This is a genomic window from Paenibacillus tyrphae, assembly GCF_027925525.1.
GTDB classification, from domain to species: Bacteria; Bacillota; Bacilli; order Paenibacillales; family NBRC-103111; genus Paenibacillus_G; species Paenibacillus_G tyrfis_B.
Window position 1 is genome coordinate 63,988 of record NZ_BSDJ01000032.1, and the last position, 26,324, is coordinate 90,311.

At 56.8% G+C, this 26,324-nt stretch carries 15 protein-coding genes; 13 read left to right on the forward strand and 2 right to left on the reverse strand.

What is annotated here, in order from left to right; translation table 11 throughout:
• The first annotated feature begins 46 nt into the window (after positions 1-46).
• Genes QMG93_RS28265 through QMG93_RS28310 form a run of 10 tightly spaced genes read left to right on the forward strand, consistent with a single transcriptional unit; the run spans position 47 to position 17,640 of the window.
• The gene (locus tag QMG93_RS28265) at positions 47-3,925 is read left to right on the forward strand and encodes a hypothetical protein (RefSeq protein WP_281942524.1); all 3,879 of its coding nucleotides are present in this window, start codon (positions 47-49) and stop codon (positions 3,923-3,925) included.
• Positions 3,926-3,967: 42 nt separating this feature from the next.
• The gene (locus QMG93_RS28270; RefSeq protein ID WP_281942526.1) at positions 3,968-4,591 is read left to right on the forward strand and encodes a CIS tube protein; all 624 of its coding nucleotides are present in this window, start codon (positions 3,968-3,970) and stop codon (positions 4,589-4,591) included.
• Between the two features lie 48 nt (positions 4,592-4,639).
• Complete coding sequence (locus tag QMG93_RS28275) at positions 4,640-5,731, forward strand: phage late control D family protein (RefSeq protein ID WP_281942528.1); 1,092 nt, start codon at positions 4,640-4,642, stop codon at positions 5,729-5,731.
• Position 5,732: 1 nt separating this feature from the next.
• Positions 5,733-6,464, forward strand: coding sequence for a phage baseplate assembly protein V (locus QMG93_RS28280; protein ID WP_281942530.1), 732 nt, complete (start codon positions 5,733-5,735; stop codon positions 6,462-6,464).
• A 21-nt stretch (positions 6,465-6,485) separates the two neighbouring features.
• The gene (locus QMG93_RS28285) at positions 6,486-6,884 is read left to right on the forward strand and encodes a GPW/gp25 family protein (RefSeq protein WP_281942531.1); all 399 of its coding nucleotides are present in this window, start codon (positions 6,486-6,488) and stop codon (positions 6,882-6,884) included.
• 36 nt (positions 6,885-6,920) lie between these two features.
• On the forward strand, positions 6,921-9,974 hold the full coding sequence (locus tag QMG93_RS28290) for a putative baseplate assembly protein (RefSeq protein WP_281942533.1): 3,054 nt from the start codon (positions 6,921-6,923) through the stop codon (positions 9,972-9,974).
• A 20-nt stretch (positions 9,975-9,994) separates the two neighbouring features.
• On the forward strand, positions 9,995-12,250 hold the full coding sequence (locus QMG93_RS28295) for a putative baseplate assembly protein (protein WP_281942535.1): 2,256 nt from the start codon (positions 9,995-9,997) through the stop codon (positions 12,248-12,250).
• A gap of 17 nt (positions 12,251-12,267) precedes the next feature.
• Positions 12,268-14,337 carry a phage tail protein gene (locus QMG93_RS28300; RefSeq protein ID WP_281942537.1) on the forward strand — a complete coding sequence of 690 codons (2,070 nt, stop codon included), beginning with the start codon at positions 12,268-12,270 and terminating at the stop codon, positions 14,335-14,337.
• Between the two features lie 28 nt (positions 14,338-14,365).
• Positions 14,366-16,060, forward strand: coding sequence for a hypothetical protein (locus QMG93_RS28305; RefSeq protein ID WP_281942539.1), 1,695 nt, complete (start codon positions 14,366-14,368; stop codon positions 16,058-16,060).
• Between the two features lie 32 nt (positions 16,061-16,092).
• Positions 16,093-17,640, forward strand: coding sequence for a hypothetical protein (locus QMG93_RS28310; protein ID WP_281942541.1), 1,548 nt, complete (start codon positions 16,093-16,095; stop codon positions 17,638-17,640).
• Positions 17,641-17,704: 64 nt separating this feature from the next.
• On the opposite strand, the gene QMG93_RS28315 is transcribed toward QMG93_RS28310, so the two are convergent.
• Positions 17,705-19,228, reverse strand: a complete 1,524-nt coding sequence (locus QMG93_RS28315) for an MORN repeat-containing protein (RefSeq protein WP_281942543.1) — start codon at positions 19,226-19,228, stop codon at positions 17,705-17,707.
• A 15-nt stretch (positions 19,229-19,243) separates the two neighbouring features.
• A complete protein-coding gene (locus QMG93_RS28320) occupies positions 19,244-19,630 on the reverse strand; it encodes a DUF4280 domain-containing protein (RefSeq protein ID WP_010500515.1) in 387 nt (128 codons plus the stop codon).
• Between the two features lie 205 nt (positions 19,631-19,835).
• Between QMG93_RS28320 and QMG93_RS28325 the strand changes: the two genes are divergently transcribed.
• The 3 genes from QMG93_RS28325 to QMG93_RS28335 are packed head-to-tail and all read left to right on the forward strand — an operon-like array spanning position 19,836 to position 26,136.
• A complete protein-coding gene (locus tag QMG93_RS28325; RefSeq protein ID WP_281942546.1) occupies positions 19,836-21,563 on the forward strand; it encodes a TolC family protein in 1,728 nt (575 codons plus the stop codon).
• A gap of 2 nt (positions 21,564-21,565) precedes the next feature.
• A complete protein-coding gene (locus tag QMG93_RS28330; protein ID WP_281942548.1) occupies positions 21,566-23,362 on the forward strand; it encodes a copper amine oxidase N-terminal domain-containing protein in 1,797 nt (598 codons plus the stop codon).
• Between the two features lie 17 nt (positions 23,363-23,379).
• The gene (locus tag QMG93_RS28335) at positions 23,380-26,136 is read left to right on the forward strand and encodes an adenylate/guanylate cyclase domain-containing protein (protein WP_281942550.1); all 2,757 of its coding nucleotides are present in this window, start codon (positions 23,380-23,382) and stop codon (positions 26,134-26,136) included.
• Positions 26,137-26,324 lie beyond the last annotated feature (188 nt).

Consider the following 26,324-nt stretch of genomic DNA (forward strand, 5'->3'; position numbering starts at 1 on the left):
TACGAATGCGGATGAAGGGCAACGTTGAAGGCAAGGGGCACAGACGATGAGAACGACGAAGCGCATCCAAGCGGGAATGGCGCCTAGTATGCCGGGGCATCTCCGGTTCGCCGAACAAATCACGCGGAAATACGGTTTTGCAACCAGGAACTACTTGGGACCGCAAGCGCTAACCCTGCTTGAGCCCGGAGAAGGGGGTTCCCCCGTTCAGCATGTTTCCTTGGTTCAATTGACGCTTCATTTGAGATTGCAGCTTCAGTTGCTTAAGCAAGAAGAGCGGGACATGCTTCGTACGTACCGGAAGACGCTTTATCTATTGGAAAAGTTGGCCCGACGGCATGACGCTTCGGAACGAAAGAAAAACTCTTTTTTACCGGCAGGTGTGGGAATGGCATCGCGGATGGCTGCGGCGAATTCGGCAACAGGCACGACGCGGGCGGATCGTCGGCAAGAAAGCAGGGCGTTCCGTTCGAATGTTGGAGAAATGGAGCGAGCGTCGGCTCCTGCGTCCAAGTCTGTGGGTGTACATCGACACGCCCGGACGAACGGAGAAGCCGCCGGTTCGCGAAACTCCGCGGATGCAGGCATCATGCAGTCGGTCTCGGCAGGGCCTATGCTTCGTCCGAGCAGACGAGTCCGCCGCCATGGGACGAAAGAGCCTTTGGTGCTGCGAAGGGATTATCGCTTTGCCGAACGTTCAGGCAGTTGGCACAATGTACCCGGCGAACAAGTGCGGCATGTTCCTGCTGAGCAAGTACAGCAGGCCAGACGGAAGCCCGAATCCAAGGCGATGGCGGCTCTGAGAAACCCCGATGCGGCAGCGGAAATAAAGGAGCGTCGCGACGAACGGCAACGGGACTTGCAGCAGGGATCTTCTTCGGGAGAAAGCAGCCGGAGTCCGCTGCTTGAGCACGAGTGGCGCAAACCGGAGCAAAAGCAGGGGCGGGCCTTCGGGCAGGTTTTGGAATGGGAGCGGGTTTCCTTGCGGCAACACGCTTTCAATCTTATACATAATTATCGGTCTACCGAGTTTTTCTCAGTCACCTCCAATGATGTCTCTGCTCAAACCATAAGCGGGGATCGTGGCGTCAGTGCTCGCGTACGTTCGGAAAAAGCATCAAGTCCGGTTGATTCGGACGACAAGAGGGGATATCGAGCCGTAGACGAAAATCGGGGCGGCGGTACTGTCATGCGTCCGATCATAGTCGCCGCAAGCCTGATTGATGATGATAATAAAAGGCATCGGACGCTTGGAGGAAGTACGGGCTGGGAAAAACGCGGAACGGCACCCGATACCGGACGGTCGTGGCTTAGGCCGAAGGGGATATCTTCCCTCGATAGGGGGATTTTGCTGCGGCGCCGCATTGGCTTGTTTGAGGCGGGCTTCTTGGGCGGTCATCGGACGGCGGATACCCGGCTTGAGAACAGGCGCATCATGGGAAGCCGCCAAAAGGATGCTGCTGCGGCAGCTTCGGAAGGCCGCTTGTTTGAACTTGGGCGGTTACGCATGGCTGGTCCGGTCAAGTCCATGCGAGACATATCGGACCGTCGTTATGAGACGGCTGTATTGTCATCAACCACAACCGTCTTCGAACAAACGCATTGGCAAAAGGCGAATGCCGACCTTCTCCACGGTCGGGCACCTATTATCGTGCAGCGGAAGATCGGGAACGAATTGTCGGTTTCACTTCGGTTTCATTATCCGATGAGCGCGTCCTTGCGCAGAGATAATGTTTTTATCAGCCAAAGTCCGGGACGAAGCAGCAATAAATTTGGCGGTATCGGTTCCGTTCAGATGCTTGTCGGTGTCGCACCATCCACTGGCATTTCTGCGTTTAAATACGATGGTTCGGTACATTCGAACGGCTCTGTTCCGCTTCGCAGCCGAATGCTCATGTCAAGCGAACAATTATATCACAGCCGCATTGCCGAGGCAGATAGGGGAGAAATGACGGCTGGTTTGGCCGTCCCTGTCCGACACGAAAGAACGGGGCTTGTTGCTGTTCAGCCTAAGCGGGTAGAGGCAAAAACCGGCATGCCGATGACAAGCTTATTCGAGGGGAACATCGTTTCGCCGATCAGCTTGGGCCTAGGGTCAACCGCCGTCGAAGGGCGGCAACTCCGCTACCATCCTCTGCCGTCTGGAGGAAGGGCTGTGTCTTCTATTGGGCTGCAGATTTATGCTGCCAATTCCATAGGGGCGGTGAAGCAGCGTTACGTTCGTCGGCATCAAGCCTCCCAATCGAATTCGGTGATGACGAGCGGGAAAAATGCTAGGTATGATGCGAACGATACGGTCTCGGGCTTTACGAGCGAAGCCGTTCGAAGCTTTACAGCCAGGACGGTTTCGGGCTCTACGAATCCAATGATTCGTAGGTTTATTCACGGGGCGGGTTCAGGCCCTGCTGATATTGTGTTTCGAAGTATGCCAGACGAGATACGTGTATCGGAAGGATGGGGCTGGAATTTAACAGATGTACGACGACATCCGGTTGTTCCGGCGCAGTACGAACAATTCGGGTTTTTATCCGTACATTCCTTTATCCTTCATAAACCGGTTAGCTTACGTTCGGAGGGAAGATTGAGTGCCCTCTTACCGAATGTAACGGATTTTGCGGGTAACATCGGTGGGAGCCGGATTGCCTTGAGGGACGGTGCTGCGGAAGAACGGGCAATGCGTAGACATCCGGCAGGCCCGGATGCGACGCTGTTTAAACGGAATAGCGCCGTATACCCTTCGGCTTCAGTTGGAAGCATGGCTCCAACAGCACCAGTTCCTCAATTCAGGGTCGTCCCCTCGCAGCATGCCAGGGCAGGTCAAGCGACTGTGTTCGGACCGCCATTTGTACAAGCATTGCCGGACCCTTCGACTCGTATGGTAGCGACCATTGCAAACAAGCTCCTGCAGGTTCGCGCAGATTGGTTGTCTGCTGCAACTGCGAGCGTCTTGGGCGTTTTCCCGCCTCGCGCTTCGCAACGTCCGTTGGAGCTGTATCCGTCGCGGGCTGATACGCAGCGTCCGTCAGTGGTGCGCACGAACGCCTCGGGCGTCTTGTCATCTGGATCGGCGTTACGCCCGTTGCAGATGCATACATCGCAGGCTAACGAGCAACGCTTGTCCGCGATGCCTGCGAACGCTTCGGGCGTCTTGTCATCTGGATCGCCGTTACGCGCGTTGCAGATGCATCCGTCGCAGGCAGACGTGCAGCGTCTGTCCGCGATGTTGGCAAACACCTCGGGTGTGCTACTATCTCGCGCGTTGCAACGCAATCAGTCGAGGGCAGTCGAGTCTCGTGCGTCCGCGGTGTTTGCGAATGACACGAGCGAATTGCTGCCACGCGTGTTGCAGATGCATCCGTCGCAGGCTGACGCGCAGCGTCCGTCCGCGATGCCCGCAAACGCCTCGGGCGTCTTGTCGCCCGGAGTGCCGCAACGCTCATTGCAGTTGAATCCGCTGCAGGCTGATGCACATCGTCCGCCCGCAATGCCCGCGAGCGTCTTAGGCACCCAACCTGTCAAAGCCGCGCCATTGCCTTTGCAATTGCATCGACCGCAAGCTGTCGCGCAGCTCTCGCCCGCGGTGCCGGCCAGCGCCAGTGCCGCAGGCGTTTTAACGCCTCTCGTCGCGCCACAGACGCACACGGCTCAGCAGCCCGCCAAGTCCGTCGCCACGCCGAGCCCGTCCTACCGGGTTGCGCGCTCTGAAATCGAATACCATAAAAAGCAGAAGCCCGATAGCCGGACTCTGGCGAAGCAAGCGGCAGCGCAGGCCGTCAGCCAAGTTTCCGCCCAGCTTGAAGCGATGAAAGTCGAACTATCGGGCGCATCTCAGGCGGCTTTACCGGACTTGGATCGTTTTGTCGACCAAGTGTATAGAGAGCTGGAGAACAAAATCAAATTCGAGCGGCAGCGCAGCGGGCTTTGACCCCTGCGGCCGAGACTCCCGAACTTGCAAAGGGTGAGGCGGATGGCTTTAACGAAAGCGAAAATTATTGTGGAAGGCGGCAGCCGGCAGGAAATCGAGGTGCTGTTTAACCCGAAGGAATACCAGGTGGAGTCGTCCAACAAATTTGTGTGGCAGATGATTCCCGGCTTGAATGCGCCGATTACCCAGTTTGTGAGCGGGGAAGCAACGACGCTGTCGATGGACCTGTTCTTCGATAGCTATGAGAAAGGTACGGATGTCCGCACCCACACCTCGAAAGTGGTTAAGTTGCTCGATGTGGATAAAGATTTGCACGCGCCGCCGCCATGCCGTTTTGTATGGGGGTCCCTGAATTTTAAAGGCATTGTCGAAAAGGTTTCGCAAAAATTTACGATGTTTCTCGATTCCGGGATCCCGGTGCGGGCTACGCTTCGTGTGACGTTCAAGGCTGTCATGAGCATGAAAGAGCAGTTCCAGCATATTCCCCGCCAGTCCGCCGACCGCACGAAGCAAAAGCTGTTTAACCAAGGTGACCAACTGTGGATGATTGCTGCCCAAGAATACGAAAATCCCGGACTATGGCGCGAGATTGCCAAAGCGAACAAGATCGACAACCCCAGGCATATCGAAGCTGGACGCAGACTGATCGTTCCGAGGCTGGAATAGCTGCTGCCATCGTCCTGCCTATACATAACGAAGAGAGGGGAATGGGCCATGTCGCTGGAAACCAAAACGTATACGTTTGACGAACTGGAAAGCAAATACCGGAATTTCTACGCACCCGCCTACGAGATTTATATCGATGGCTCCAATATTGTCGCCGAAAGCATGGCCATTCCCTCCATCACCGTCACGACAAGCGTCGAACCTAAAGCAAACTACGTCGATTTTTCCGTGAAGAACGCCTACGATATCGTCAAGCGGGATTTCAAATGGCTCGGCGAGTACTTTGTCCTGGGGAAAACGCTGGAAGTGAAAATGGGCTATACGGACAAGCTGAAAACGGTATTTTACGGAATCATCACTTCCGTTACCGCCGACTATCCGGCACAGGGCCATCCGACCCTCCGGGTAAAGGGGATGGACAAGTCGACGCTGATGATGAAAGGCTCGAAGGCCGGCTATTGGATTGACAAAAAGTACAGCGACGTAGCCAAGGAGATCGGCCAAAAATATGTGCCCAAAGTGATCGTCGACGATACGCAAACCGTGATCGGCACGATCGACCAAAAAGGTATGAGCGACTTTAAATTTCTCAGGTACTTGGCGCTGATGTGCAATTACGACTTTTTTCTCGTGGGTAAAACGATGTATTTTCGCAAGCCGCTTACGGGGACTTCCAGCGTGCTGACCTTAAGCTACGGCCAAAATTTGCGCAGCTTTGCCACCGATATGAACCTTGCCGACCAGATTACTAAAGTGACGGTGCGCGGTTGGGACGACAAGCAGCAGAAGCCGATCGTCGCTTCGGCTACCGAGATCACCAAGCTTGGCTCCGGCTCCAAGACGGGCACAGATTTGCTGAAAACGCATGGCGAGTTCGAGGAAAATATCGGCGCGAATGTCGATTCCGTGGAAGAGGCAAAGGCGAAGGCGGAGGCGGTTATGAACGAGCGGGGGATGAAGCTGGTTACCGGGCATGGCGAAACCATCGGCCTGCCTGAAATTTGCGCGGGCCGGTATATGAAGCTGGAGGGATTGGGCAGGGTTCTCAACCAACCTTACTATATTACGTCCTCCACGCACCGGATCGACGCCTCCGGGTATACGACGACATTTAAAGTTCAAGGAAATGCGGTGGGCTGATATGAACGAATTTCCTTTCTCGTTAAATCCGAACGAAGCGATGGAATCGTTGACACCGAAGATTAACGGTGTGATGGTGGCCGTCGTGACGGACAACAAGGACCCGGAAAACCTGGCCCGGGTCAAGCTGAAGCTTCCGCTCCGCGAAGGAGAGACGGAAACCGATTGGACCCGGATCGCCACGCTGATGGCCGGGAAAGACCGCGGGACGCTGTTCATTCCGGAGGTGGGGGACGAGGTGCTGGTCGCCTTTCATCTCGGGGAGGCCCGGCAGCCTTATGTGATCGGTACGCTGTGGAATAAGAAGGATCCTTCTCCCGAAGGGAAGAACGATAAGAACGACGTGCGCAAATTCAAGTCACGGTCGGGGCATGAGCTGATTTTCGACGACAATGACGCAGAAGGCAAGATTACGGTGAAGACTCAAAAAGGCCAGATCGTCGAGCTTCTGGATAAGGAAAGCTCGGTCACCATCGCCGATTCCAGCGGAAACCATTCCATTGTCATTCAAGGCGGGTCCGCGAATGAAATCAAGATCAAGTCGAGCACTTCGGTTATCACGATGAATGCCAAGGGCGATATCCAGATCGAGAGCAGCAAGCAGATTACCGTCAAATCGACCCAGGTGAACATTGAGGCTACCGCGAGTCTGGCGCTGAAAGGCAGCGCCTCCGTCGATATCAAATCGGACGGAGTCGTCAACATTAAGGGCAGCCTGGTCAAAATCAACTAATCGGCCAAGGGAGGCGCACGGGTGAAGTCGTTTTTGGGCAGAGGATGGAAATTCCCCATAGAAGTGGATGAAGTGACCGGCCGCATTAAAATGTCCGAATATGAAGAGGACATCGCCGAAGCGATTCGCATTATTGTATGGACCGGCAAAGGGGAACGTGTGATGAGGCCGGATTTCGGCTGCGGCGTGGAGCGCTTTCTGTTCGGCTCGACGGACGAGACGACGATGCATCTGCTGGAGTCGGACATCACGGAAGCGATTCGCATCTGGGAGCCTCGGGTGCACGAGGTCGAGGTCCGGGCGGAGCCAGATACGGACGATCCCGGCAAAGTGATGATCCGCATCCGGTACGAGGTCCGATCGACGAACAACTTATTTAATCAGGTATATCCGTTCTATATTCATGAAGGCACGAAATGAGCAGCCGAATAGGCTAGGAAAGGAGGCGGTTCACGGATGCGGGTTCCTCCGATCGACGCCCGGGATGTCCCGGCGCTGATTCGACAAATGCAGGAAATGACACCTTTTTATACACCCGAATGGAGATTCACGCCGGAGGACCCCGATCCGGGAACGGCTTTGTTTCTTCTGTTCGCGCGGATGCTGGGGGACAATATCTCCAGGCTCAATCAAGTGCCGCATAAAAATTTTGTCGCTTTCCTCAATATGCTGGATGTGTCCCAGCAGTCCTCTCTTCCGGCCAAGAGCTACCTGACCTTTTATTTAAGCGAGGGAGCGCAGGAGACTGTTCCGGTGCCCAAAGGGACGAAAGTGGCCGGAACGCCTCCGGAGGGCGGGGAGCCGGTCATCTTCGAAACGGCTCATTCCGTCATGGTTACGCCCGCCCGGCTTACGGACATGTACAATGTGAGCGTCCGCCACGACCGGATCGTCCGGCTTAACACCCCCTCGGGAGAGGAGCACCCGGCGGCGCTGTTCCGATTCGGGGCGGAAGGCGACGTGCAGGAGCACAGTCTGCTTCTGAGGCACGATCATTTGTTCAGGCTGAAGCATGAAGCGAGAATCGAGCTGGAGCTGACGCATTCGCAGAAGCGGTTCAAGGAGGCTGCCTTATCGGAACGTTTGGCGGATAGCGGGACGGTGACGTGGAGCTACTTCTCGGGCGGGGCTTGGATTCCGTTCGATGAGGCGGAAAGCCGGGGAAACCGGTTGATTTTGACCAAACGTAAGCTTGCTCCTTGGGAAGAAACGGAGCTGGAGGAAGGCGCAGGAAGATGGCTGCGATGCAAGGTTCGTTCGCTCGGCGCAGCTTCAGGCACTCCGGATCTGGCAGAGCTGGAGCTGGATGGACTGCGCATCAAGGCGGATTATGCGGATCTGCACGGCGATGGCGGAATCGAGCCGGAGCGGATGTATTTCGGCGATATCCAGATCGATTCGAGCGGCGGCTATCCGTTCGGCGATCTGTTCGCCCCGTTCGGGACGTTTTATGCCGCATGCGCGGAACCGCTCAGCAAGCGGGGCGGCAAAATAACGGTCAGCTTCCGTTTATCGCGCAGGGAGCACCGCCTGATCCCGGAGAAGCCGCCGCACATCGACTGGAAGCCGATTATGAAGAAGAAAGACGTGGACAAGGTCGACATCCCCGATCAAGTTTCGATTACCCGCGTCGTATGGGAATATTGGAACGGTTCGGCCTGGGTGAGGCTGCCTGTTCCGGCTGCAGCGGAAACGCTGTTCTATCATCCGGTGGAGGGTTACGCAGAGTTTGCCTTCGTATGTCCGGCCGATCTGGAGCAAACGTTCGTCAATTCGGAATGGAACTACTGGATTCGCGCGCGGATATTGCATATCGAGCATTTGTATTCGGCCAACCCGCTCTATTTGTCTCCATGGATTGAGCAGGTCCGGCTGACATATGCTTACGACGATCCGCTTTACCCGCCTGAAGCGTGCTGGATCCGCAACAACGTGGAGAGCCGGGACTGCTCCGGACAAACCGGGGGCAGCGGCCGTCCCTTTGCTCCTTTCCGGTTGCCCGAGGGCGGCAAGCCGGCCGTTTATTTCGGTTTTGACCGGGCCCCCGTCCGCGGGCCGATCAGTCTATATTTTTCCGTGCTGATGCAAAAAGCGGCGTCCGGCGACATCCCGCTGATCGAATGGGAGTACGGGGCGGGGGAAGGAAGCTGGCGTCCCTTGAAGACGACGGACGGCACGATCGGGTTTACGCAAAGCGGAACGGTTCTTTTTTATTCGCCGGCCGACATGGCCGGGCTTAGGATGTGGGGCCAGGACCGGTATTGGATTCGCGCGGTGAACAAGGACGCGAGGTTCGATTCGGACAGCCCGCCGAGCCCTTGTCCGTTCATCTTGGGGGTCCATTTGAACACGGTGGCGGTGATCCAGCAGGAGACGGTCGAGCAGGAAACGCCGCAGGCGGCGGCCTCCGATGATTTCCCGGACGAGGCATCTGCCGTCGTCCTGGCCCGCACGCCGGTTATTTCGGAGGAAGTGTGGGTGGACGAAACCGGGCATTTGGCCAAGGAAGAGCTGGCCGAGCTGGAGCTTGCCGAAGGACGGGCGGACATCGTACGCGATTCGGAAGGGCAAGTGCTGAAGTGCTGGGTCTGCTACGAGCCGGTGACGAATTTCCTTACTTCGGGTCCGGCCGACCGGCATTACCGGATAGATCGTTCGACCGGCCGGATCTATTTTGGGGACGGGGTTCGCGGGAGACGTCTTCCGAACTCGGATATCGAACGGATCAAGGTGAACTACAAAACCGGCGGGGGAGAACGGGGGAATTTGGACCGGCTGGCGATCAACCAACTGCAAACGTCCATTGCGTTCATCCAGAGCGTCGTGAATCACGAGCCGGCTTCCGGCGGCTGCGAGCCCGAATCGCTGCAGGAGGCGCTGAAACGCGGACCGCAGTTGGTCAAGCACCGGGGGCGCGCGGTGACCGCGGAAGATTACGAATGGCTCGCGCGGGAAGCTTATCCGGGCATCGGCAAGGTGAAATGCCTGCCTGGGCGCAACGTTCGCATGGAGAAAGAGATGGGCTGCGTCACGCTGGTCGTCCTTCCGAAGACGGGCTTTCACGATGGCCCTCCTTTTATCGAATTGAAGAAGCGGATCGAGAGCTATCTCCGGGAGCGCGCAGCTTATCTGACGGCTTTTCCGGGCAGCATTCAAGTGATCGGGCCGGCCTGGCTGGAGATCGGCGTACAAGCGGTATTGGCCGTAAAAAGCATGGAGGAAGCGGCTGAGGCTGAAAGTCAAGCGCTGAGCAAAATCAGTCGGTTTCTGCATCCGCTGGTTGGGGGCTTGAACGGAAACGGGTGGGAAATCGGCAAGCCGCTGCACCTGTCCATGTTCTATGCGCTGTTGAAATCCATCGGGTCGATCCATCACGTCGACCGTCTGACCATGACGGTAACGAAGCTGGAGGACGGAGTGCGCACGGAGCTGCTGCCGGAGAACATGTCCCTGATTCCGCACGGCATCATCACCGAAGGCATCCATAAGCTGGCTATCGAGATCATGTAAGGGACGGGAGGGGAACAAGCATGCTTAAGCTGCCGAATTTGGATGACCGCATGTACGAGCATATGGTCGAAGCAGCCCGGAAGCAAATCCCTGCGCTTTATCCGGCATGGACGGACGAGAACGCGCATGATCCGGGCATGACGATGCTTGAAATGCTGACTTGGCTTATCGAGATGCAGCAGTATTACTTAAACCGGGTCACCGAAGCCAACGAGCTGAAATTTCTCAAGCTGCTTGGCGTGAAGCCCCAGGGAGCGGTGCCGGCTTCGGTTGAAGTTCAATTCGAAGGCGTCGACGTGAAATCCAAGCTTCCCCGCGGAACCAAGCTGTCGGCGGGCGGGCTGATCTTCGAGACGGCGGAGCCGCTCCTGCTCGTTCCCGCCATCCCGGACAAGCTGATTGTCGCCACCGACGCCGGTTATTTCGACTATACCGCCTCGAACGAAGGACGCAACGTATCGTTTCCGGCATTCGGTGCCAAAGGGGAAGCGGGAAGCCGATTGTACATCGGGTTCACCGAACCGCTGCCGACGAATCGACTGCTTACCCTATCCATTCGATTATATGAGAACTATCCTATCGTTCCGGTCCAGGACACCGAACGGGAACGCATTCCTTCGGCCAAGCTGGAGTGGAGGATATTCGATGACGGCGGAGAGGACCGTCCTGCGGACTGGGGGCCGGTCGATTTGCGGCGGGACGAGACGAACCATTTGTCGCAAAGCGGCAAGCTGTTGTTCCGGCTGGAGCGGTCGATGCAGCCGAGAATCGTGGGACCGGCATCGGACCGGGAGCGGTATTGGATCTGCTGCGAGGTCGTCGAACCCGGATTCGAGCTTCTGCCCAAGATCGAACACGTGGCGTTCAATGCGGTGACCGCCTTCCAGCATGATACATGGAGTCTGATGGAGGAGTTCGATTGGGACGGACGGAACGGGCAAGGGAAATCGCTGGAAATCAGCCATTATTTAGCTTTCTTTGGCGCGGTGCGGGTTCAAGTGCGCACCGAGGCCCAAGGGGAGTGGGTGGAATGGAGCGAGGCCGGCGATCTGCCGTCTGCAGTCCCGGAGGATAAAAGGAAAGTTTACGCATTAAGCCGAAACGACGAGAGCAAGACGGTCCGGATTGCTTTCGGGGACGATGCGGGCGGGCAGGCGCCGCCGGACGGCATCGGACGGGTAAGGGTCATTTGCCATACCGGGCGGTTTCGCGATCAGCGGCGGATCGGCACCGGAAACGGGCTGCCCCATCAGCGCTGCGAGCTTCCCTGCGCTTCCGTCGTCGCCGAAGCGTTCCGGCTTCAAATCGGAGAAAAGGACCCCGTATCCGGGGAATGGCTCTGGTATGACTGGCACCGGGTCGACGACTTCGACCGGTCCGGTCCGGACGACCGGCATTTCCTGCTCGATCCGCTGAACGGCATCGTCCTTTTCGGCGACAACGAGAAAGGGATGGCGCCCTCGCCTTCCGACGAGCCGAACATCGTCGTGAATTCCCTTCGTTCGACCGAAGGCGTGTCCGGGAATATTAACGCCACCTTGATTCAGCGTTTCGCCGAGCCGTGGCCGGAGGTGGAGCTTGTGCGCCCCGTGAACCGGACGGTCGCTGGGGGCGGCTTCGCTCCGGAAACGTTGGAGGAGGCCAAGCTGCGAGCGAGAAGGGAACTGCAGCAGCCCGCAACCGCCGTGACGGCGGAGGATGTGGAGCGGATCGTGCTGAATACGCCGGGACTCCGCGTGGCCAGAGCGCGGGCGCTGCCTTTATTCCGCAAAGGGCTGAAGCAGTACCCTGCGGACCGGTCGCCGGCGGCTCTGTCCGTCGTAGTGGTGCCTTACAGCGAATCGCCGAAGCCCATGCCAAGCCGCGGATTTATGGAAACCGTGAGACGGCATTTGGACAAGCGGCGGATGATTACGACGGACATTCAAATTTTGCCGCCGGAATATATTGAGATTAGCGTGCATGCCGTTATCGTGGTAGAGCCTTCGTTCAAGGACGAAACGAACATCGTCATCCGGGAGCTGACCCGACTGCTGCAGCCTTTCGACAACAAGGACGGAACGAGCGGCTGGGCTTTCGGACGGACCGTGTACAAGGGAGACATTTACGGCGTTATCAATCGGATTCCAGGGGTTAGCTATATTCAGGACTTATGGATTTCGGCGGAAGGCAAAGGATTTCGTAAAGATGCCGACGGTGATATTCAAATCCCGCCATACGGGCTCGTATATTCCGGAGAGCACGACATCGAATTGGTCAGCTTGACCGAGCTGTAATTAAGGGGGGCGGGCGTATGATGGGACCTTTCCGTTTTTTTTCACTGAACAAGCCGTCGGATTGGAAAAGGGGAATGACCTGCAACGTCAGTATCGATTCCGCCGGACTTGCGCTTAAGCAAACGGAGCAGTACGGCATTGCGACGAAAATTTCGCTGGCGGAATGGGAAGGCGGAGGGCCCGGAGCGATTGCGGATATAGCCCCAGGCAGGCAGGACCGAATCTACCTGCTCGATGAGTCCGCCGCCCTGTGGCTGTACGATCCGGACAACCGCCATCTGGAACCGCTGCTTCGCGAAGGACACGGCACCTTCACCTCCTTCGCATACTTGGCGGCCGTAGGAGATACGGTGCTGGCCGCAGATCCCTATGCCGATACGCCGCTCATTGCCTTTCATGCCGGGAATAGCCAAGCGGTATGGAGCTACAGCGACTACCGCGGGGAAAGCTTGTATCCCTTGGCCGTAACCCAGGCAGGCGGGCAGTTTCTGGTGTTTGCCATAGTCGATAGCGACAGGCTTGTCTTATTAAGGCTCGGCTCCTCGGGCCAACTTCTGGCGGAAACGGAGATCGATCCGGATCGGGTGTTTCCTAACGGAATGGAAGCGTTACGGGGCCGGTTTCAACTCGCCGGGATGGAGGGCGGGACCGTCTGGCTGCTGGATACTGTGACGGGGCGGCTGCTTTGCCTGCCGGACGGCAGCGAGCCGGAGTGGTTCAACGAAGCCGTCCGGCAGCCGAGGCCTTCGGGCATCGCGATGGATGGACTCGGAGGCTTGTTTATCGGGGACGCCTCGGGCGAAGCGGCCGGTGACAACCAACATTCCCTGCTCTTGGCCGAAATGTCCGGGGAAGCATGCACCGTTCGGCCGATCGCTTCGTTCCACGGGCGGTCTGATAAGCTGCTGACGAATGCGAGCGGACAGCTTTATGCCTGGAACCGCGCCGAAGCGACCGTCACCGTGCTGCAGCTGCTGCCCCGCACGAATTGCTGCGGGAATGGCCGCTACGAAGGAACGTGGATCTCTTGTTCCCTCGATAGCACCCGCAGCGAGAACGAGTGGCACAAAGCGGTGCTGGATGCAGACATCGAAGAGGGATTGCAACTGCGGCTGTCCTGGTTCGCCTCCGACCGTAAAACGGTGGCGCTCGGCGGTCACGTGCTGGATCTGGATCAATATATTTCCGACTCGGCCATTCCCGCCGAGGAGAAGCTGGATGCTTTGAAACCGCTGTGGACGCATACGTTAACGAATCCGAAGGATGCGCTGCTGGTGTCAGCGAAGGGGCGCTACTTGTGGCTGAAGCTGGAGTGGATCGGCAGCGAAACGGCTTCCCCGCTGCTTCGCAGGCTCCGCATTTACGATCCGCGCATGTCCTATTTATCTTATCTTCCGGCTGTGTATCAAGAGGACGAGAAGAGCCTGAGCTTTCTGGAGCGCTATTTATCGCTGTTCGCTACCTTTATGGAGGAGACGGATGAGACGATCGCCGGAATTGCGCGCTTTTTCGACCCGGATGCGACGGACGGCCCTTACCTGCGGTGGCTTGCCTCGTGGCTAGGGCTCTCGCCGGATGAGCATTGGACGCAACAGCAGCTGCGATTGTGGATGCGCGAAGCTCCCGATTTATACCGGTTCCGGGGAACCCGGGCAGCCATATCGCGGATGGTGGAGATTTACACCGGCGAGGCGCCGATGATTATCGAGCATTTTCAAATCCGGCACTTGCTGGAAAATGTCGAGTTCCGCGAAACCGCGAGCCGGCTGTACAGCGACGATCCATACACGTTTTGCGTTCTGGTGAAACCGGAGCATGCCGCTTCGGATAAACAAAAATATGTGCTGCAGCAGCTATTGGACGCCCAGAAGCCCGCCTTCACGGAGGCCAAGCTGGTAGTGCTGCAGCCGTGGATGAATATGGATATGCATACGTATCTCGGCATCAATACAACCTTGGCCGAGCCGTCTTGGTTGAAGCTGGACCGGCGTGCCACCTTGCCCTATCATACGGTGCTGATCGATGTGGAGCGCGACAACCGCATGGACATTCATACGAGACTCGGTCTCGATTCGGAGCTTGAATAACATTAAATGATGAAAGAGGAAGCGGAGCATGAAAAAGTCCAGGTTTTTTCCGTTTGAACGCAACCGGTACTTTTACGGCAAGCTGCTGACGGTCCGAGATTTCGAATCCGAGCAAAAATATTTCAACGACAAGCGGCGTCTGTTGAACCGGCTGCTGTTCGGAAGCGGCGTAGTGGCGGGCCTGCAGGTAGTTGCGGTGGACGACAAGTCTGTATCGGTGCAGTCCGGGCTCGCGCTGGACGGCCTCGGGCGGGAAATTACGGTCTCCTCGCCGGTCACGCTCAAGCTCTCGATGATGGAGGGCTTCAACAATAACGATTACGCCAAAAACGTATACCTCTGCATCGCTTATGACGAGAAGGGCAAGGAGCCCGTACATGCGGTGGCGAACAGTTCGGCCCGCCCGGATGAGATCAGCGAATATAACCGGGTGGTGGAAGGGTACCGCTTGTTCATCCGGGAAAACGCGCCGGAGCCCGCGCAATTCGAGTGGAACGAGTTTGCGCTGGCGACCGCGGTCCTGTACGATGACGGGCACGTTCGGGTGCTGCAAACCGTGCCTCGTTACGTGACGGAGGGCGAGACGTTCGAAGCCCGGCTCCGGGTCGAGAAAACGCTGCAAACGCCGCCGATTACATTTGAATACGAGCCGCTCGGCGGGCTTTTTCCATTGGTGGAGGATTCCGATTGTTCAACCGCCGGCAAAATCCGGGTCGATATGCCTGCGGACAACAAATCGGACGATTTCGTCGTCCGTTGGCCGGTAAGAGCAGCCGGGAGCGCGGGGGAAAAAGGAGATTTCGGTTCAAAGCCCGGCACGGCCGTCATCACGATCGGGGACCGGCGAATTCAGGTGGAATCGGCCTGTTCGCAGACGATTGAAATTGTCGCGGATACGGAAGAGAAGCTATGGGAGGCTTATGCCGCCCGATCGATGGACGAGACGCTGGGCTCGCCGGCGGAGCCGGAGGTCGTGCTGGCCAAAATCAGCCTGCTGCAAATGGGCCCGAGCTACGTCATCGACCATGTGACGCCGCTGCCGTTTAACGAGCTGATCGCGAATTCGCCTCTGCTCGGCATCCTGGCAAGGCGAACAGGCAGCAGTCTGCCGGGCGGTGGCAGTGACAGGGCTGCGTTTACGGCCGGCGCTTCCGTACGGCAGCTTGAAGCGGACGAGCCGCCACAGTTCTCCGTCGGCTACCGGGCGGACAAGGGCCATTTTGACTTCACGTTAGGACTGCCGCAGCAGAGATCAGCTCAAGAAGAGATCAGCAGCGGCGTCGTAGACCTTCCTCTGGCCGGGGGGATCGTCAAAAGCGGCATGATTTCGTTCGGCAAGCAGGAACGGAGCTATTATACGGATGAGATCAGCCACGGTCTTGGTCCGGGGCAGGTAATGGTTACGGTCGGAGTGGAGGTTGCCGATAACGATATGATTCCGGATCTTCTGAACGTGAACGAGAGCGTATTTTACGGGGCTTCCGACGTGTTTCAGGGAAGCGATTACGATATCGGTCTGCCGAAAGTATCCGTAGGGACCGTCGTCTATCCGCGAAGAGGAACGTTTCGGATCGGGTTGAAGCTGCTGTCTCCGGCCGAAGGCACAAGCTTGCGTTTGAGATGGTGGGCGGTGCGCAGCAGCAAGGATACGGCACAACAGGCGGCGGCAGCCGATCTGTCCTCCTCCGAACGCGAAGCGGCAGCCGGGACGGACAGCAAATAAGCGTCAAACAGCGAGGAAGCGAGGAGGCTCCAATGCCCATTCGTCCGACGATTACGCATAGAAGGGCCGATCCTGTGGCAGAATTCGGTCAAGTAAGGACCCGAGCAGGAAACGGGTCTTTGCTTCCGCCCCTGCAAGCGATGATGCAGCTCCAGAGAAGCTTGGGGAACCAAGCGGTCTTGCAGCTTATGGGGAAGAAAGACGAAGAGTCTGACACGCGTAGGCCAGCAACGAAAAGGAAAAAATCAAAAGACGTAGACGATTCGGAGCAGAAAAAAAAGAAAAAGAAAGTGATCAAATCCAAGAAGCTGAGCGAAGAAGAACGGAGGGAGCAGCAATCCGCAGCGTCCAAAAGACGTTTGGAGCAGAAGAAGGCTTCTTTCAAGAGAGTCAAAGCTAGATTAAATCAAGGTCTAACCGGCTCCAAATGGGAAAATTCGAATGTAAGCTTGGCCGCAGGGGAAATTCACAAGGTCCCTGTAAAGTTTGCAGATAAGGCTGAGAAAAATGCGGGCTCGCATCAGGAGCACGTCAGCGTCAACGATTTATACAACAATAATACGGAGTCCTTGATTCCACCGAAAAGCTATGAGAACAACCGAACGGATCAAGTACTGCGCTGGATTTCCTCAGCCTTCTACTTCAAGCTTAAAGGGAAGACCCAAGAGGTTCAAGCCGGACTGTTTGACGATGACCGGTTTTATCTCGCAGCGAACGAGAATCGCAATAAGCGACATTTCGTCAGGAAGAACAAAAAAGAAAAGGTGGATGAAACCGGACTAAGCACGAAGGAATTGTTGGGAAAAATTGTGCAGGAATACGAAAAAACCGAAGCCAAAAAATTTCCCAAAATGCTCCCGGAAGTAAAGGAACGAGTCGTCCGGCATTTGGAAAAAATCAAAGCGCGTTTTTTGCAGGATGAGCTGCCGGAGGAGTACGCTCATTTGTCGGATGCCCTAGACGCTAAACCGATTGTTGCGATGGTAGCAGAGAAGCAGGGCAAGAAGAAAGTGGACCTCCATGCGGAGCGGCGGATCAAAAAATATTTGAACGATGACGAGAAGTTTAGAGCGGGGCATGTGAAGGGCTTAAAGCGCCCTTGCTTAGTCTGCATGATGACCAACTATGGGGAGTACAAGGCCGGCAACGAAGACTGGATGGACAAATGTCCTCACATTCCGGAGCGCAGCGGCCCGGGATGGTTGAGCGAGGCGGCAACTCACGAATACGATATCGAAGCGAATGCGGATATGATTAACCGGCTCATCCCGAGAACGTACGCCAGTATTCCGAAGTCGGAAAAAGAAAAGATGGACGAAAACCCGAATTACGTGCCCAAGTTCTCTTACAACATCGATACCGACTCGGAATCGGATGTGGACGAGTCCGAGTTTGAGGACGAAATGGACAAGGAGGACGAAGACGAACGGAGAGCTGCGGCGGGAAAGGAAGAAGTTTTGTTGATGGAGGAAGACGAACAGACTTTTTTCATGGACGATGAAAAACAAGGATTCACGATGGGGGAAGAGGAAGAGGGCTTCTTGGCTGACGATGAAGAAGAGGACGATATGCGATTCTAATGAAGGAACGTGGGCATGAACGGCGACTTTGAACCAAAAAAGCAGCCAAGCGGAGAAAGCCAGGCTAGTGCTTCGATTTCTCCGCTTTTTGACCGCCGGATACTTCCAGTTCTTTCAGCGTATAGGCGGGGCTGTAAAGGAAACGGTAAACATACGAATCGGCGATATAAATATCTCTCCGTTCGTCCGGAGATACGCTGAGGCTTGTTTTTGCCAGCAAGGTTTGCTTCGGATCGTCCTTGACGAGCTTGCGGTAACGCTCTTCAAAGCTCGCCGCCAAAGTTTCGATCGTATCCGGGTCGGTCAGCTTCACAGCCGCAATATAGGTGGTTTGAGGGTCGGACTGCGATAATTTCACGGTAAACGCCATCCGATAATTGCGGTAGCTCATAAGCAGCTCCGGCGTTCCGTCGGGGGTGTTGACGACGGTGGTTTCCGGCGCTTTGCCCAGCAGCTCTTCGATTTTGGCCCCGGTCATCCCCAAAAAAGCGGTATAATCGGGCTCGCCCTGTCGAAAGAAACCAAGGTACGTCGGCTTTCCGTCCTTGCCGAGCAACTGCCCCAATCCGTCGTACAGCCCGCCGGCGAATCTTCCTTTATAAAGCGGCTGGCCGTTTTCGGAGAAGGCCTCTCCGTTCCCGTTGTACACGCCGGCGACAAAGTCCCCGCTGTATTTCGGGTTGCCGTTTTCGTAATAGGCCTGTCCGGTTCCGCTGTACCGGCCTGCCATAAACGCCCCTTTATACTTGGCCGATCCCGTTCCGAAATACTCCGTGCCTTCGCCGGAGTACGATCCGTTAGTGAATCCGCCTTCGTACAGTACCGAGCCCGATTCGGCAAGCAGCTTGCCTGCGCCGTTATATTTTCCCGCCAGAAACTGTCCCTGGTACTTCACCGCGCCGCCGGAATAATATTCGGTACCGTCTCCGGAGTAGAGTCCGCCGGTGAAGCTTCCTTCGTACATGACCTTGCCGTTCTCGTCGAACGCCTTGCCTTTTCCTGCGGGGATGCCTGCTTGAAACTCGCCCTGGTAGCGGATTTTGCCGTTCGGGTGGAACAGGGTGCCTGTGCCCGAGTACAGCCCTTCGGCAAAGCCTCCGCGGTACAGCAGCGTGCCGTCGGGACCGAGCTCTTCGCCGGATGCAAGCTGCCCTTTGTCGAACTCTCCTTGCCGGTTAAGCTTTCCCTTGGGATCGTACAGCTTCCCGGGGCCTTGAAAGACGCCGTCCTTCAACTCCCCTTCGTATTTGAACCAGCCGGCCTGATCGAAAACTTTGGCTTTGCCGGTATAGGTGAGAGGGGTTCCGGTCTGCTCATGAAAGGTTGGTACGAATCCGAACATACGGCTCACGAAGGCCGGGGGCTTGATCCAGATAAAATACACGAGCGCCAGCAGGACCAGCGCCACAATGACGATCAGCTTCTTTTGCACATAGTAATTGCCGATCGGCACGTAGCTTTGCTTGGTGACTTCCTTGGCGGTCAGAATCGTTTTGCAGGCGTCGGCCGTCTTCTTGACCGCCAGCTTCGGCAGAGCGGCCGTTTGCTTCAGCGGCGCGATAAACGGCTTAATCATCGGTTCAATCACTACTTGTCGCTCCTTCTACGGCACTTGAATGGTCGCTTGGCCGGGAACTGCGATCTCGATCAACCCGCCCCAGGAACAGACGAGCTTCGAGCTGTTGTTCAGGGCAGGCATATTGCCGATAAGAACGGTCGGCGAGCCTGGCGCCCATGGCGCGGCGGTTACGGGCACGCAGGGCATCGGGGTCATGACGCCGAATTTGGCCGCCGTGGCCGCAGCGACCTGCGGATTGGCCATGGAGCTGCACATGCCGAAAGGCAGCACGTTGACCATCGGCTTGTTGTCCATAATATTGGCAATCGGCATGGAGGTTGTGACCCGGTTTGCCGGCAATACCTGAAGGGAAGCCGGCGCATTGCCGAAGCTGCACCGGATCATCGCCCCTCCGCATACAAGTTGTCCCATCTTGCCGCACCTCTTTTTATTTTGGTAAGTTCCATGCTTTGCTTTGTTACTTTCATACTACTATACTCGCCTGAAGCAGGCAACGAAAGTTCGACATTTTTAGAACAAAATGGATGTGGCGGGTTGGGAATTTACGGTAGTATGGAAGCATAGTGGAAAAAAGAATGGCGAATCGTGTCGATATGGATAGGCGGGAGTGGATTCTTTGAGAAAGCTACAAAAAGGAGCCGTCGCTTTTGTGGCAGCGGCGGTGATCGTACAAGGCCTGATGCCTTTGGGCGCGCTGGCGGAAGAGCGGCGAGTTACGTTGGAGGAAGCGTTAAAGCTGGCGGCGGCGGAGTCGGGGGAGCTTGCGCAATCCCGCCTTCAGGTTCAAGCCAAGACGATAGAGCTGGCGCAAGCGCAGGGCGCCGTAACGAATCAGCGCGAAAAGGACAGCAGCCTGCTTGCGAAGCCGCACAGCCTATCCCAAGATTTAGGCATTGGCCTTAAAGTTCCGGAAGCGCGCAAGGTGCTGGGCGAAGCCAAGCGGGAGCTGGCAAGCAAGGAGCTGCAGCTGCGCTCGGAGGTGGAGAAGCTTGTTTTCACGACGCTTCAGGCGGCGGATAACTCAGCGCTGCTGGAGCAAAAATGGACGCAGGCCCAGAAACGGCTGACCACGCTGGAGACGAAGCTGAAATTCGGAGCTGCCGGACAAGAAGAGGCGGATAAGCAGAAGGAAGCCGTGGATCGCGCACAATCCGAGCTGAAGGTCGCCCGTCTGGCGCTCAAATCGGCCAAGTTGCAGCTCGGGGAGAAGCTGGGCATCGATCCCGAATCGGCGTTCACGGCGGAGACGAAGCCCGATTACGTCGTGCTCACGCAGGAGCAACTGTGGAAGTTCGTCGCTTTTGCGGAGAAGCATGATTTCGAGCTGTATAAAGATACGGAAACAAGCAAAATGGCCGAGGAAAAGGTCCATCTGACCCGCAAGCTGTACTCCGCTAAATTTGGCGAGAAGGACATGCGGCTGATTGAAGCCATGTATTCCACCCCGGCGATGGATTACGAGCTGTTCATGACGAACTACGACAGTCTGCTCGGCGAGATCAAGCGGAAGTGGGAGGGGATTTTCTTGATCCCGGTTCCTATTGTTCCGATCATATTGCCTATACCGAAAGTCGTGCTGCAAGGGGAATACGACGGGCTTCGCTACTTCGACGACGAGCCGTATTTGCTTCCGGTATCGATGCTGGAGGCGGACAAAGCCCGGCTGAAGGAGCAGGACACCCGCAAAAAGCTGATCAACAAAGTGAAAAAGTCGTACCTCGACGCCAAGACGGCGGAAGAAGCTTATGCGCAGGCGTTAAAGCTGGTTGACACGCGGAAAGCCGAGCTGGAAGCGGCAAGCAAAAAGCACGCCGTCGGTTGGATTAAAGATGACGAATTCGAGAAAGCGAGCGAGGCTTCGGAGGAAGCGCAAAAGGGGGCGATAGCCGGGTACTACGCTTACAAGAGTGCCTTGTCGGCGCTGAACGTCGTCTCCGCAGGAGCGCTCGATTCGGCCTGGATGCCAGGAACGCTTCCTTATCTGGCTATTGACGACGGTCTGGAGCCGATCAAGGAGCAGCCGTCCGAACCGGGCGGAGGACGCACCTTTAGCGGAAAATGGACCGTGAAAGACGCGGTCGAAGGCGTCACCGGCGAGCTAACCGTCCAAGTGCCGAAGGAGCTGGGCGCAACGGCCTTTGCGCTGCTCACGAAGGACGGTCGTCCGATCGACGGCAAAGTTCCTTTGGACGGAAAGCTGGTGCATTTGAATGTCGTCTTTGCCGATATGAGCGAGTTGAAGGTGCAGTTCTACAAAGATGCCGAGGTGATCGCGGAAGCCGTTCCGGACGGATACGGTTCTTCGGGGGCGCTGCCGGTCACGCTTAAAGGAAAAGGGGAGTAGCCATGCGCGGTCCAAACGGCACAAAATGGCTTGCCGCCGCGTTCGCGCTTGCGGTCGCGCTGATCGGAGGGGCTTTGCCGGTAGACGCCAAGCTGCCGCCGGAAGCGGCGGACAAGCCGGGGTATTTGATCGTCGGAACGTATCTCATCCATAAGGATGCGCTGACGAAGCAAAATTTCGCGGCCGCGAAGACGACGATGAAGGCGTCCGGACAGGGGACATATTACAAGTCGGAGTTTGCGGACGGGGCTTGGTTCGATTTGTCCCGCAGCGCGGAATTCCGGGATATCGACGACCCGAAGGGGAAGAAGGCGGTACCGGCCGCCTTGATCGATCAGCTCAAGCTGGAGATTTGGATCGACGGTCAAGGCCAAATGCACAGCCTGCTGACGGCAGCCGAGCTCTCCAAGCAGATCGAACAGTTGAAGAAGGAGGCGGACAAGCTGCAGAAGGACAGCCAGACTGCCGTTCAGGACAACAAGCCGAATGCGGCGACGCAGCAGTCGCTGGAGCAGAACCGTCTTGAAGCGGGCGCAGCTTTTCTTGAGGCGCTGGCCGGCGGAAAGCAGGAGGAAGCGAGCAAGCTGCTTGGACGAATGGGCGATCCTATGGAGGCGTTGGCCGACCTGCAGACGAAAGCTAACGCGTTAGGGGAAACGCTCGGCGAGGAGCGGAAGAAGCTGGAGGCGCAGTTGAAGCAGGCGGGGGCGGCAGGAGACACGAAGCTTGCGGAGGAGCTGCAAGCGAAGCTGAAAGCTTCGGCGGCCGCCGCAGGTCCCCTCGGGCAGCCTAAGGATGCTGCGGCCGCCGCCGTCGCGCTTGAAGCGCTTAAGGCGAAGCAGGCGGAGCTGGAGCAGCTGGCCGGTACCGCCGCGAAGTCCGGCAATGCGAAGCTGACCGCGGAGCTGCAGGCGCAGGCTGCGGCCAATCAAGCGGCCCTGGAGGCGGAGAAGCGGGAGCTAAAAGCTCTGCTGACAGCGGAGCTGACCAAACAGGCCGCTGACCTGGCGAAGCAGCTGGCCGAGGCGTCGGCTGCGAAAGATATCGCGTCGGAAGCGAAGCTGCTGGCGCAGTGGGCCGGCGTAGAGGCGCAGCGGAAAGCGATCGACAGCGGACTGGCGGAGAAGCGGGAGTCGTTGGAAGAAGCGATAGCGAAGCTGGAAACCGCCGTGAGCGGCCAGAACGGGACAGCGAAGCAGGAGCTGGAAGCGACGCCGGCGACGTTGCGGAAGCAGTGGACCGGCGCGAAGAAACGGGAGCTGCTTCTTCAATTGAATCTCGCCGAGTCGGTCACGGGAGAAGCGGCGGGTAAGGTCGCTTCGGAGCTGATCAGCAAGCTGAAAGCGTTGGAGAAAAGCCTGTATTCCGCGGATGAATACAAGGCTCTGGAGCAGCTGGCGGGGCAGGTCGGCACGGCGTCGGGCGGCCAAGTCGTCCCTCTGCCGGTGGAAAACCTATTGACGGATACCGTGTCCCTGAAATTCGAGATGCCGCCCGTACGGATCGGCGGGGCCGCTTATATCCATATCCGCCCCGTGTCCGAGGCGTTCGGCGCGCTCGTGGTCTGGAACGACGAAGACCAGACGGTCACGATCAGTAAAGCCGGAGCGGTTCTGTTCTGCCGTGTGGACCGACCGGAAGCTTATCTTAACGGAACGCCCGTAACGCTTGATTCCCCTCCCCGGCTCGTCGAAGGAAGAACGATGGTTCCTCTGCGATTTGTAGCCGAAGGTCTGGGGCTTGGCGTGACTTGGCATGAGCCGTCTGCGACCATTCGGATCGACGGCTTCGGCGAATAGAGGAGAAACGATAGCGGATGAACAAGAAATTCATTCTTTTACTGCTTTCCGCAGCCATTGTATTGACGGGCTGGGGGCTGTACCGCACGGCGGGGCAAGGCGTCGCTCTGCTTCCTTGGGACCGCTCCTTGGCGTTCGAAGGCATCTTCAAGGTGACCGCGGATTCGGCAGACCGTTTGTATTTTATCGGCAAATCCAAGCGCACGATTATTAAAACGGACAAGGACGGCAGTATTTTGTACACCCACTCGGTAAGCAAGAACGTATCGGGCGGAATGAACCAATATAACGGCTTGGCGGCCGACGACGAAGGCAATGTCTATGTGCTGAATACGCGGCTCGATCCGTACGGCCTGTACGTGACCGGGGAAAACATCGTCAAAATAAGCGCGGACGGAAGCAGTGTCCGCACATTGGCCGAATATCGCTACGAGACCCTTTCCGAACCGATGCTTCGTGTCGGGAAGATCCGGTCGTTGACGGTGCAGGATAACCGGCTGTACTACTACATTTTGGATGATAACTCTGTCATTCTGCATGCGCTGCCTTTGAACGGCGGCACCGGCGAGGAAGTATTCCGTACGACGCTGCCGGCGGGCGAATTGTCGGCCGATGCGGCGGGCGTAAGTCCGGAGGGCCGATTTTACTCGACGAAAAAAGACCGGATATTCCAGGTGCTTCCGAATGGCGAATCCCGCGTGGTGTATCCGCTGCCGGGAATGGACAGAACGGCCCGCGATATTGCCTTGTCCTTGCGGGTCGATCCGCAGCACCGTCTTGTGTTTATCAACGAGCAGTTGAACGATATTAGCCGGCTTGATCCACAGGAGCCGTACATCGTCGAATCGCTGCTGAACCAGCAGCTTTTTGAAAAAGCCGGTTATGGCAAGCTGGGAACGCTGCTGCACGTCTATGCATCGCCTAACGGCGGCATTTTTGCCGCGACCGAGAACCAGTTCGTGAAGAGGGACCGGGACGGGTCGATCGCGCAGTCTTTTTCATCCTTTGCCTATACGGCGGAAGACACAGCCTTGGGCTACTTATTCTGGTTCCTTGCACTGGTGGAGCTGGCGCTGGTCATTTGGTTGCACCGGTTTGTTTACGTTCATATGCTGGACCGGAAGGTGCCGCTGATGCTCAAGTTCCTGATCGCCTTTGTGCCGATTGTCGTCGTTTCCATGCTCTGGCTGTCGGAGGCGGTTTACCAGAGAGTGTCGGAGAAGCTGGAGCATGAGGTGGAAAATAACTTCCTGCTCGTTGCCGCCGGAAGCAATTATTTCGTCAAAGGCGACGAATTGGAGAAGCTGAACTCTCCGTTGGATTATATGAACGGCGATTACCGCACGATTCGCAGCAGTTTATCGGCCCTGTACGGGTCCTTGGGGGGCAAACGCGAGGGGCAGTATACGACTTTATACAAGCTGGAGAATGGAGAGCTGTTTATCGTCATGGATGATGACAGCAGCGTGCCGATGTTCCGGCCGATGGAGCTGACGCCGGATTACCGGCAGGTCATTGAGACGGGGAAGGCGGTTACCGGCTCGACGGACGACTCCAGAGGGTATTGGATTTATGCGCTCAGTCCCGTTTATAACTCTTCCGGGAAAATGGTCGGGGTGTATGAAACGGGCAAGGACGCGAACGGCCTCAGGGAGCATAATCAGGACTTAAAACTGGTCATCATCCGCAATATGGGGCTGATCACGCTGGTTATTTTGCTTTTATTCAGCGCGATCGCCTTGTCGATCTCGATCTCGATCCGCCGATTGCGTGCCAGTGTCAACGAGATTGCGGGCGGGAAATGGGAGGCGACCGTCGATATCCGTTCGCGGGACGAGCTTGCGGACTTGGGCGACCGCTTCAACATGATGGCGATCCATATCCGGAATTACATCGGTGAAATCACCAGCTTCAGCGAGGCCTACTACCGCTTTGTCCCGCAGCAGTTTTTGAAATTTATCGGCAAAAAGAGCATTGTGGACGTGCATCTGGGCGATCAGGTGCAGCAGGAGATGTGCATTCTGGTTTCGAATATGCGGGACTTTTACCGGTTTTCACGCGATCTGACGCCGGAGCAAAATTTCAACCTGATTAATGCTTATTTAAAAAGATTCGGTCCGGTTATCCGCCATCAGGAGGGCTTCGTCAGCAAATATTTGGGTGCCGGCTTTCTGGCGTTGTTTCCGTCGCAAGCCGATCGGGCCTTGAAGGCGGCGACGGAGATGAGAAAGGCGCTCGAACAATATAACGACGAGCGGACAAGCGCCGGTAAAGCGCCGATCGATATGGGAATCGCCATTCATCACGGCCAGGTTATGCTGGGGGTCATCGGGGAGGAAAAGCGGATGGAGGGAGGAGTTATTTCCGAGCATGTGAACCGGACGGAGCAGCTCGAAGCTCTGACCGACAAGCTCGGGGTATCCGTCTTGATCACGGAGGCATTTTACAAGCAGCTTGCGAATCCCGCGGAATTTTCTATCCGCTCGCTCGGGCGGGTGCTTCCGTACGGCGAGGATCGCGCGGTCCGGCTCTACGATGTTTATGAAGGGGACCGGGCCGAGGTGCGGAAATTGAAGGAGGAGACCCAGGCCGCCTTTGAAGCGGCCGTCGAATGGTATCAGAACGGACGATTTTACGATGCCCGCGAGGCTTTCCTGCAGATCATCAGGCGAAACCGCTGGGATCAAGCGGCCCGGCTGTATTTTTATCTGTGCGACGACTACTTTCAGAACGGAGCGCCTGCCGATTGGGATGGCACGCTGACTCTGAGCTGATCGCAGCTGGAAGGATTCATTCAGGTTACATATTGGGACAACTGCATAGCAGGGAGTGGACGCGACAAAGAGACGGCGGGCATAGGAGCCCGGCCGTTTCTTTTTTGTTACATTGACAATGGAAATCCGTCAATCTAGACTTTTTTTATTGGACCACTTATTGAAAACGAACCTTCCGGCTTGAAAGG

Excerpts from the sequence above, each read along its gene's own strand:
- QMG93_RS28265 (WP_281942524.1), top strand. The coding sequence starts at position 47 with ATGAGAACGACGAAGCGCATCCAAGCGGGAATGGCGCCTAGTATGCCG.
- QMG93_RS28270 (WP_281942526.1), top strand. The coding sequence starts at position 3,968 with ATGGCTTTAACGAAAGCGAAAATTATTGTGGAAGGCGGCAGCCGGCAG.
- QMG93_RS28275 (WP_281942528.1), top strand. The coding sequence starts at position 4,640 with ATGTCGCTGGAAACCAAAACGTATACGTTTGACGAACTGGAAAGCAAA.
- QMG93_RS28280 (WP_281942530.1), top strand. The coding sequence starts at position 5,733 with ATGAACGAATTTCCTTTCTCGTTAAATCCGAACGAAGCGATGGAATCG.
- QMG93_RS28290 (WP_281942533.1), top strand. The coding sequence starts at position 6,921 with ATGCGGGTTCCTCCGATCGACGCCCGGGATGTCCCGGCGCTGATTCGA.
- QMG93_RS28295 (WP_281942535.1), top strand. The coding sequence starts at position 9,995 with ATGCTTAAGCTGCCGAATTTGGATGACCGCATGTACGAGCATATGGTC.
- QMG93_RS28300 (WP_281942537.1), top strand. The coding sequence starts at position 12,268 with ATGATGGGACCTTTCCGTTTTTTTTCACTGAACAAGCCGTCGGATTGG.
- QMG93_RS28305 (WP_281942539.1), top strand. The coding sequence starts at position 14,366 with ATGAAAAAGTCCAGGTTTTTTCCGTTTGAACGCAACCGGTACTTTTAC.
- QMG93_RS28310 (WP_281942541.1), top strand. The coding sequence starts at position 16,093 with ATGCCCATTCGTCCGACGATTACGCATAGAAGGGCCGATCCTGTGGCA.
- QMG93_RS28320 (WP_010500515.1), bottom strand. The coding sequence starts at position 19,630 with ATGGGACAACTTGTATGCGGAGGGGCGATGATCCGGTGCAGCTTCGGC.
- QMG93_RS28330 (WP_281942548.1), top strand. The coding sequence starts at position 21,566 with ATGCGCGGTCCAAACGGCACAAAATGGCTTGCCGCCGCGTTCGCGCTT.
- QMG93_RS28335 (WP_281942550.1), top strand. The coding sequence starts at position 23,380 with ATGAACAAGAAATTCATTCTTTTACTGCTTTCCGCAGCCATTGTATTG.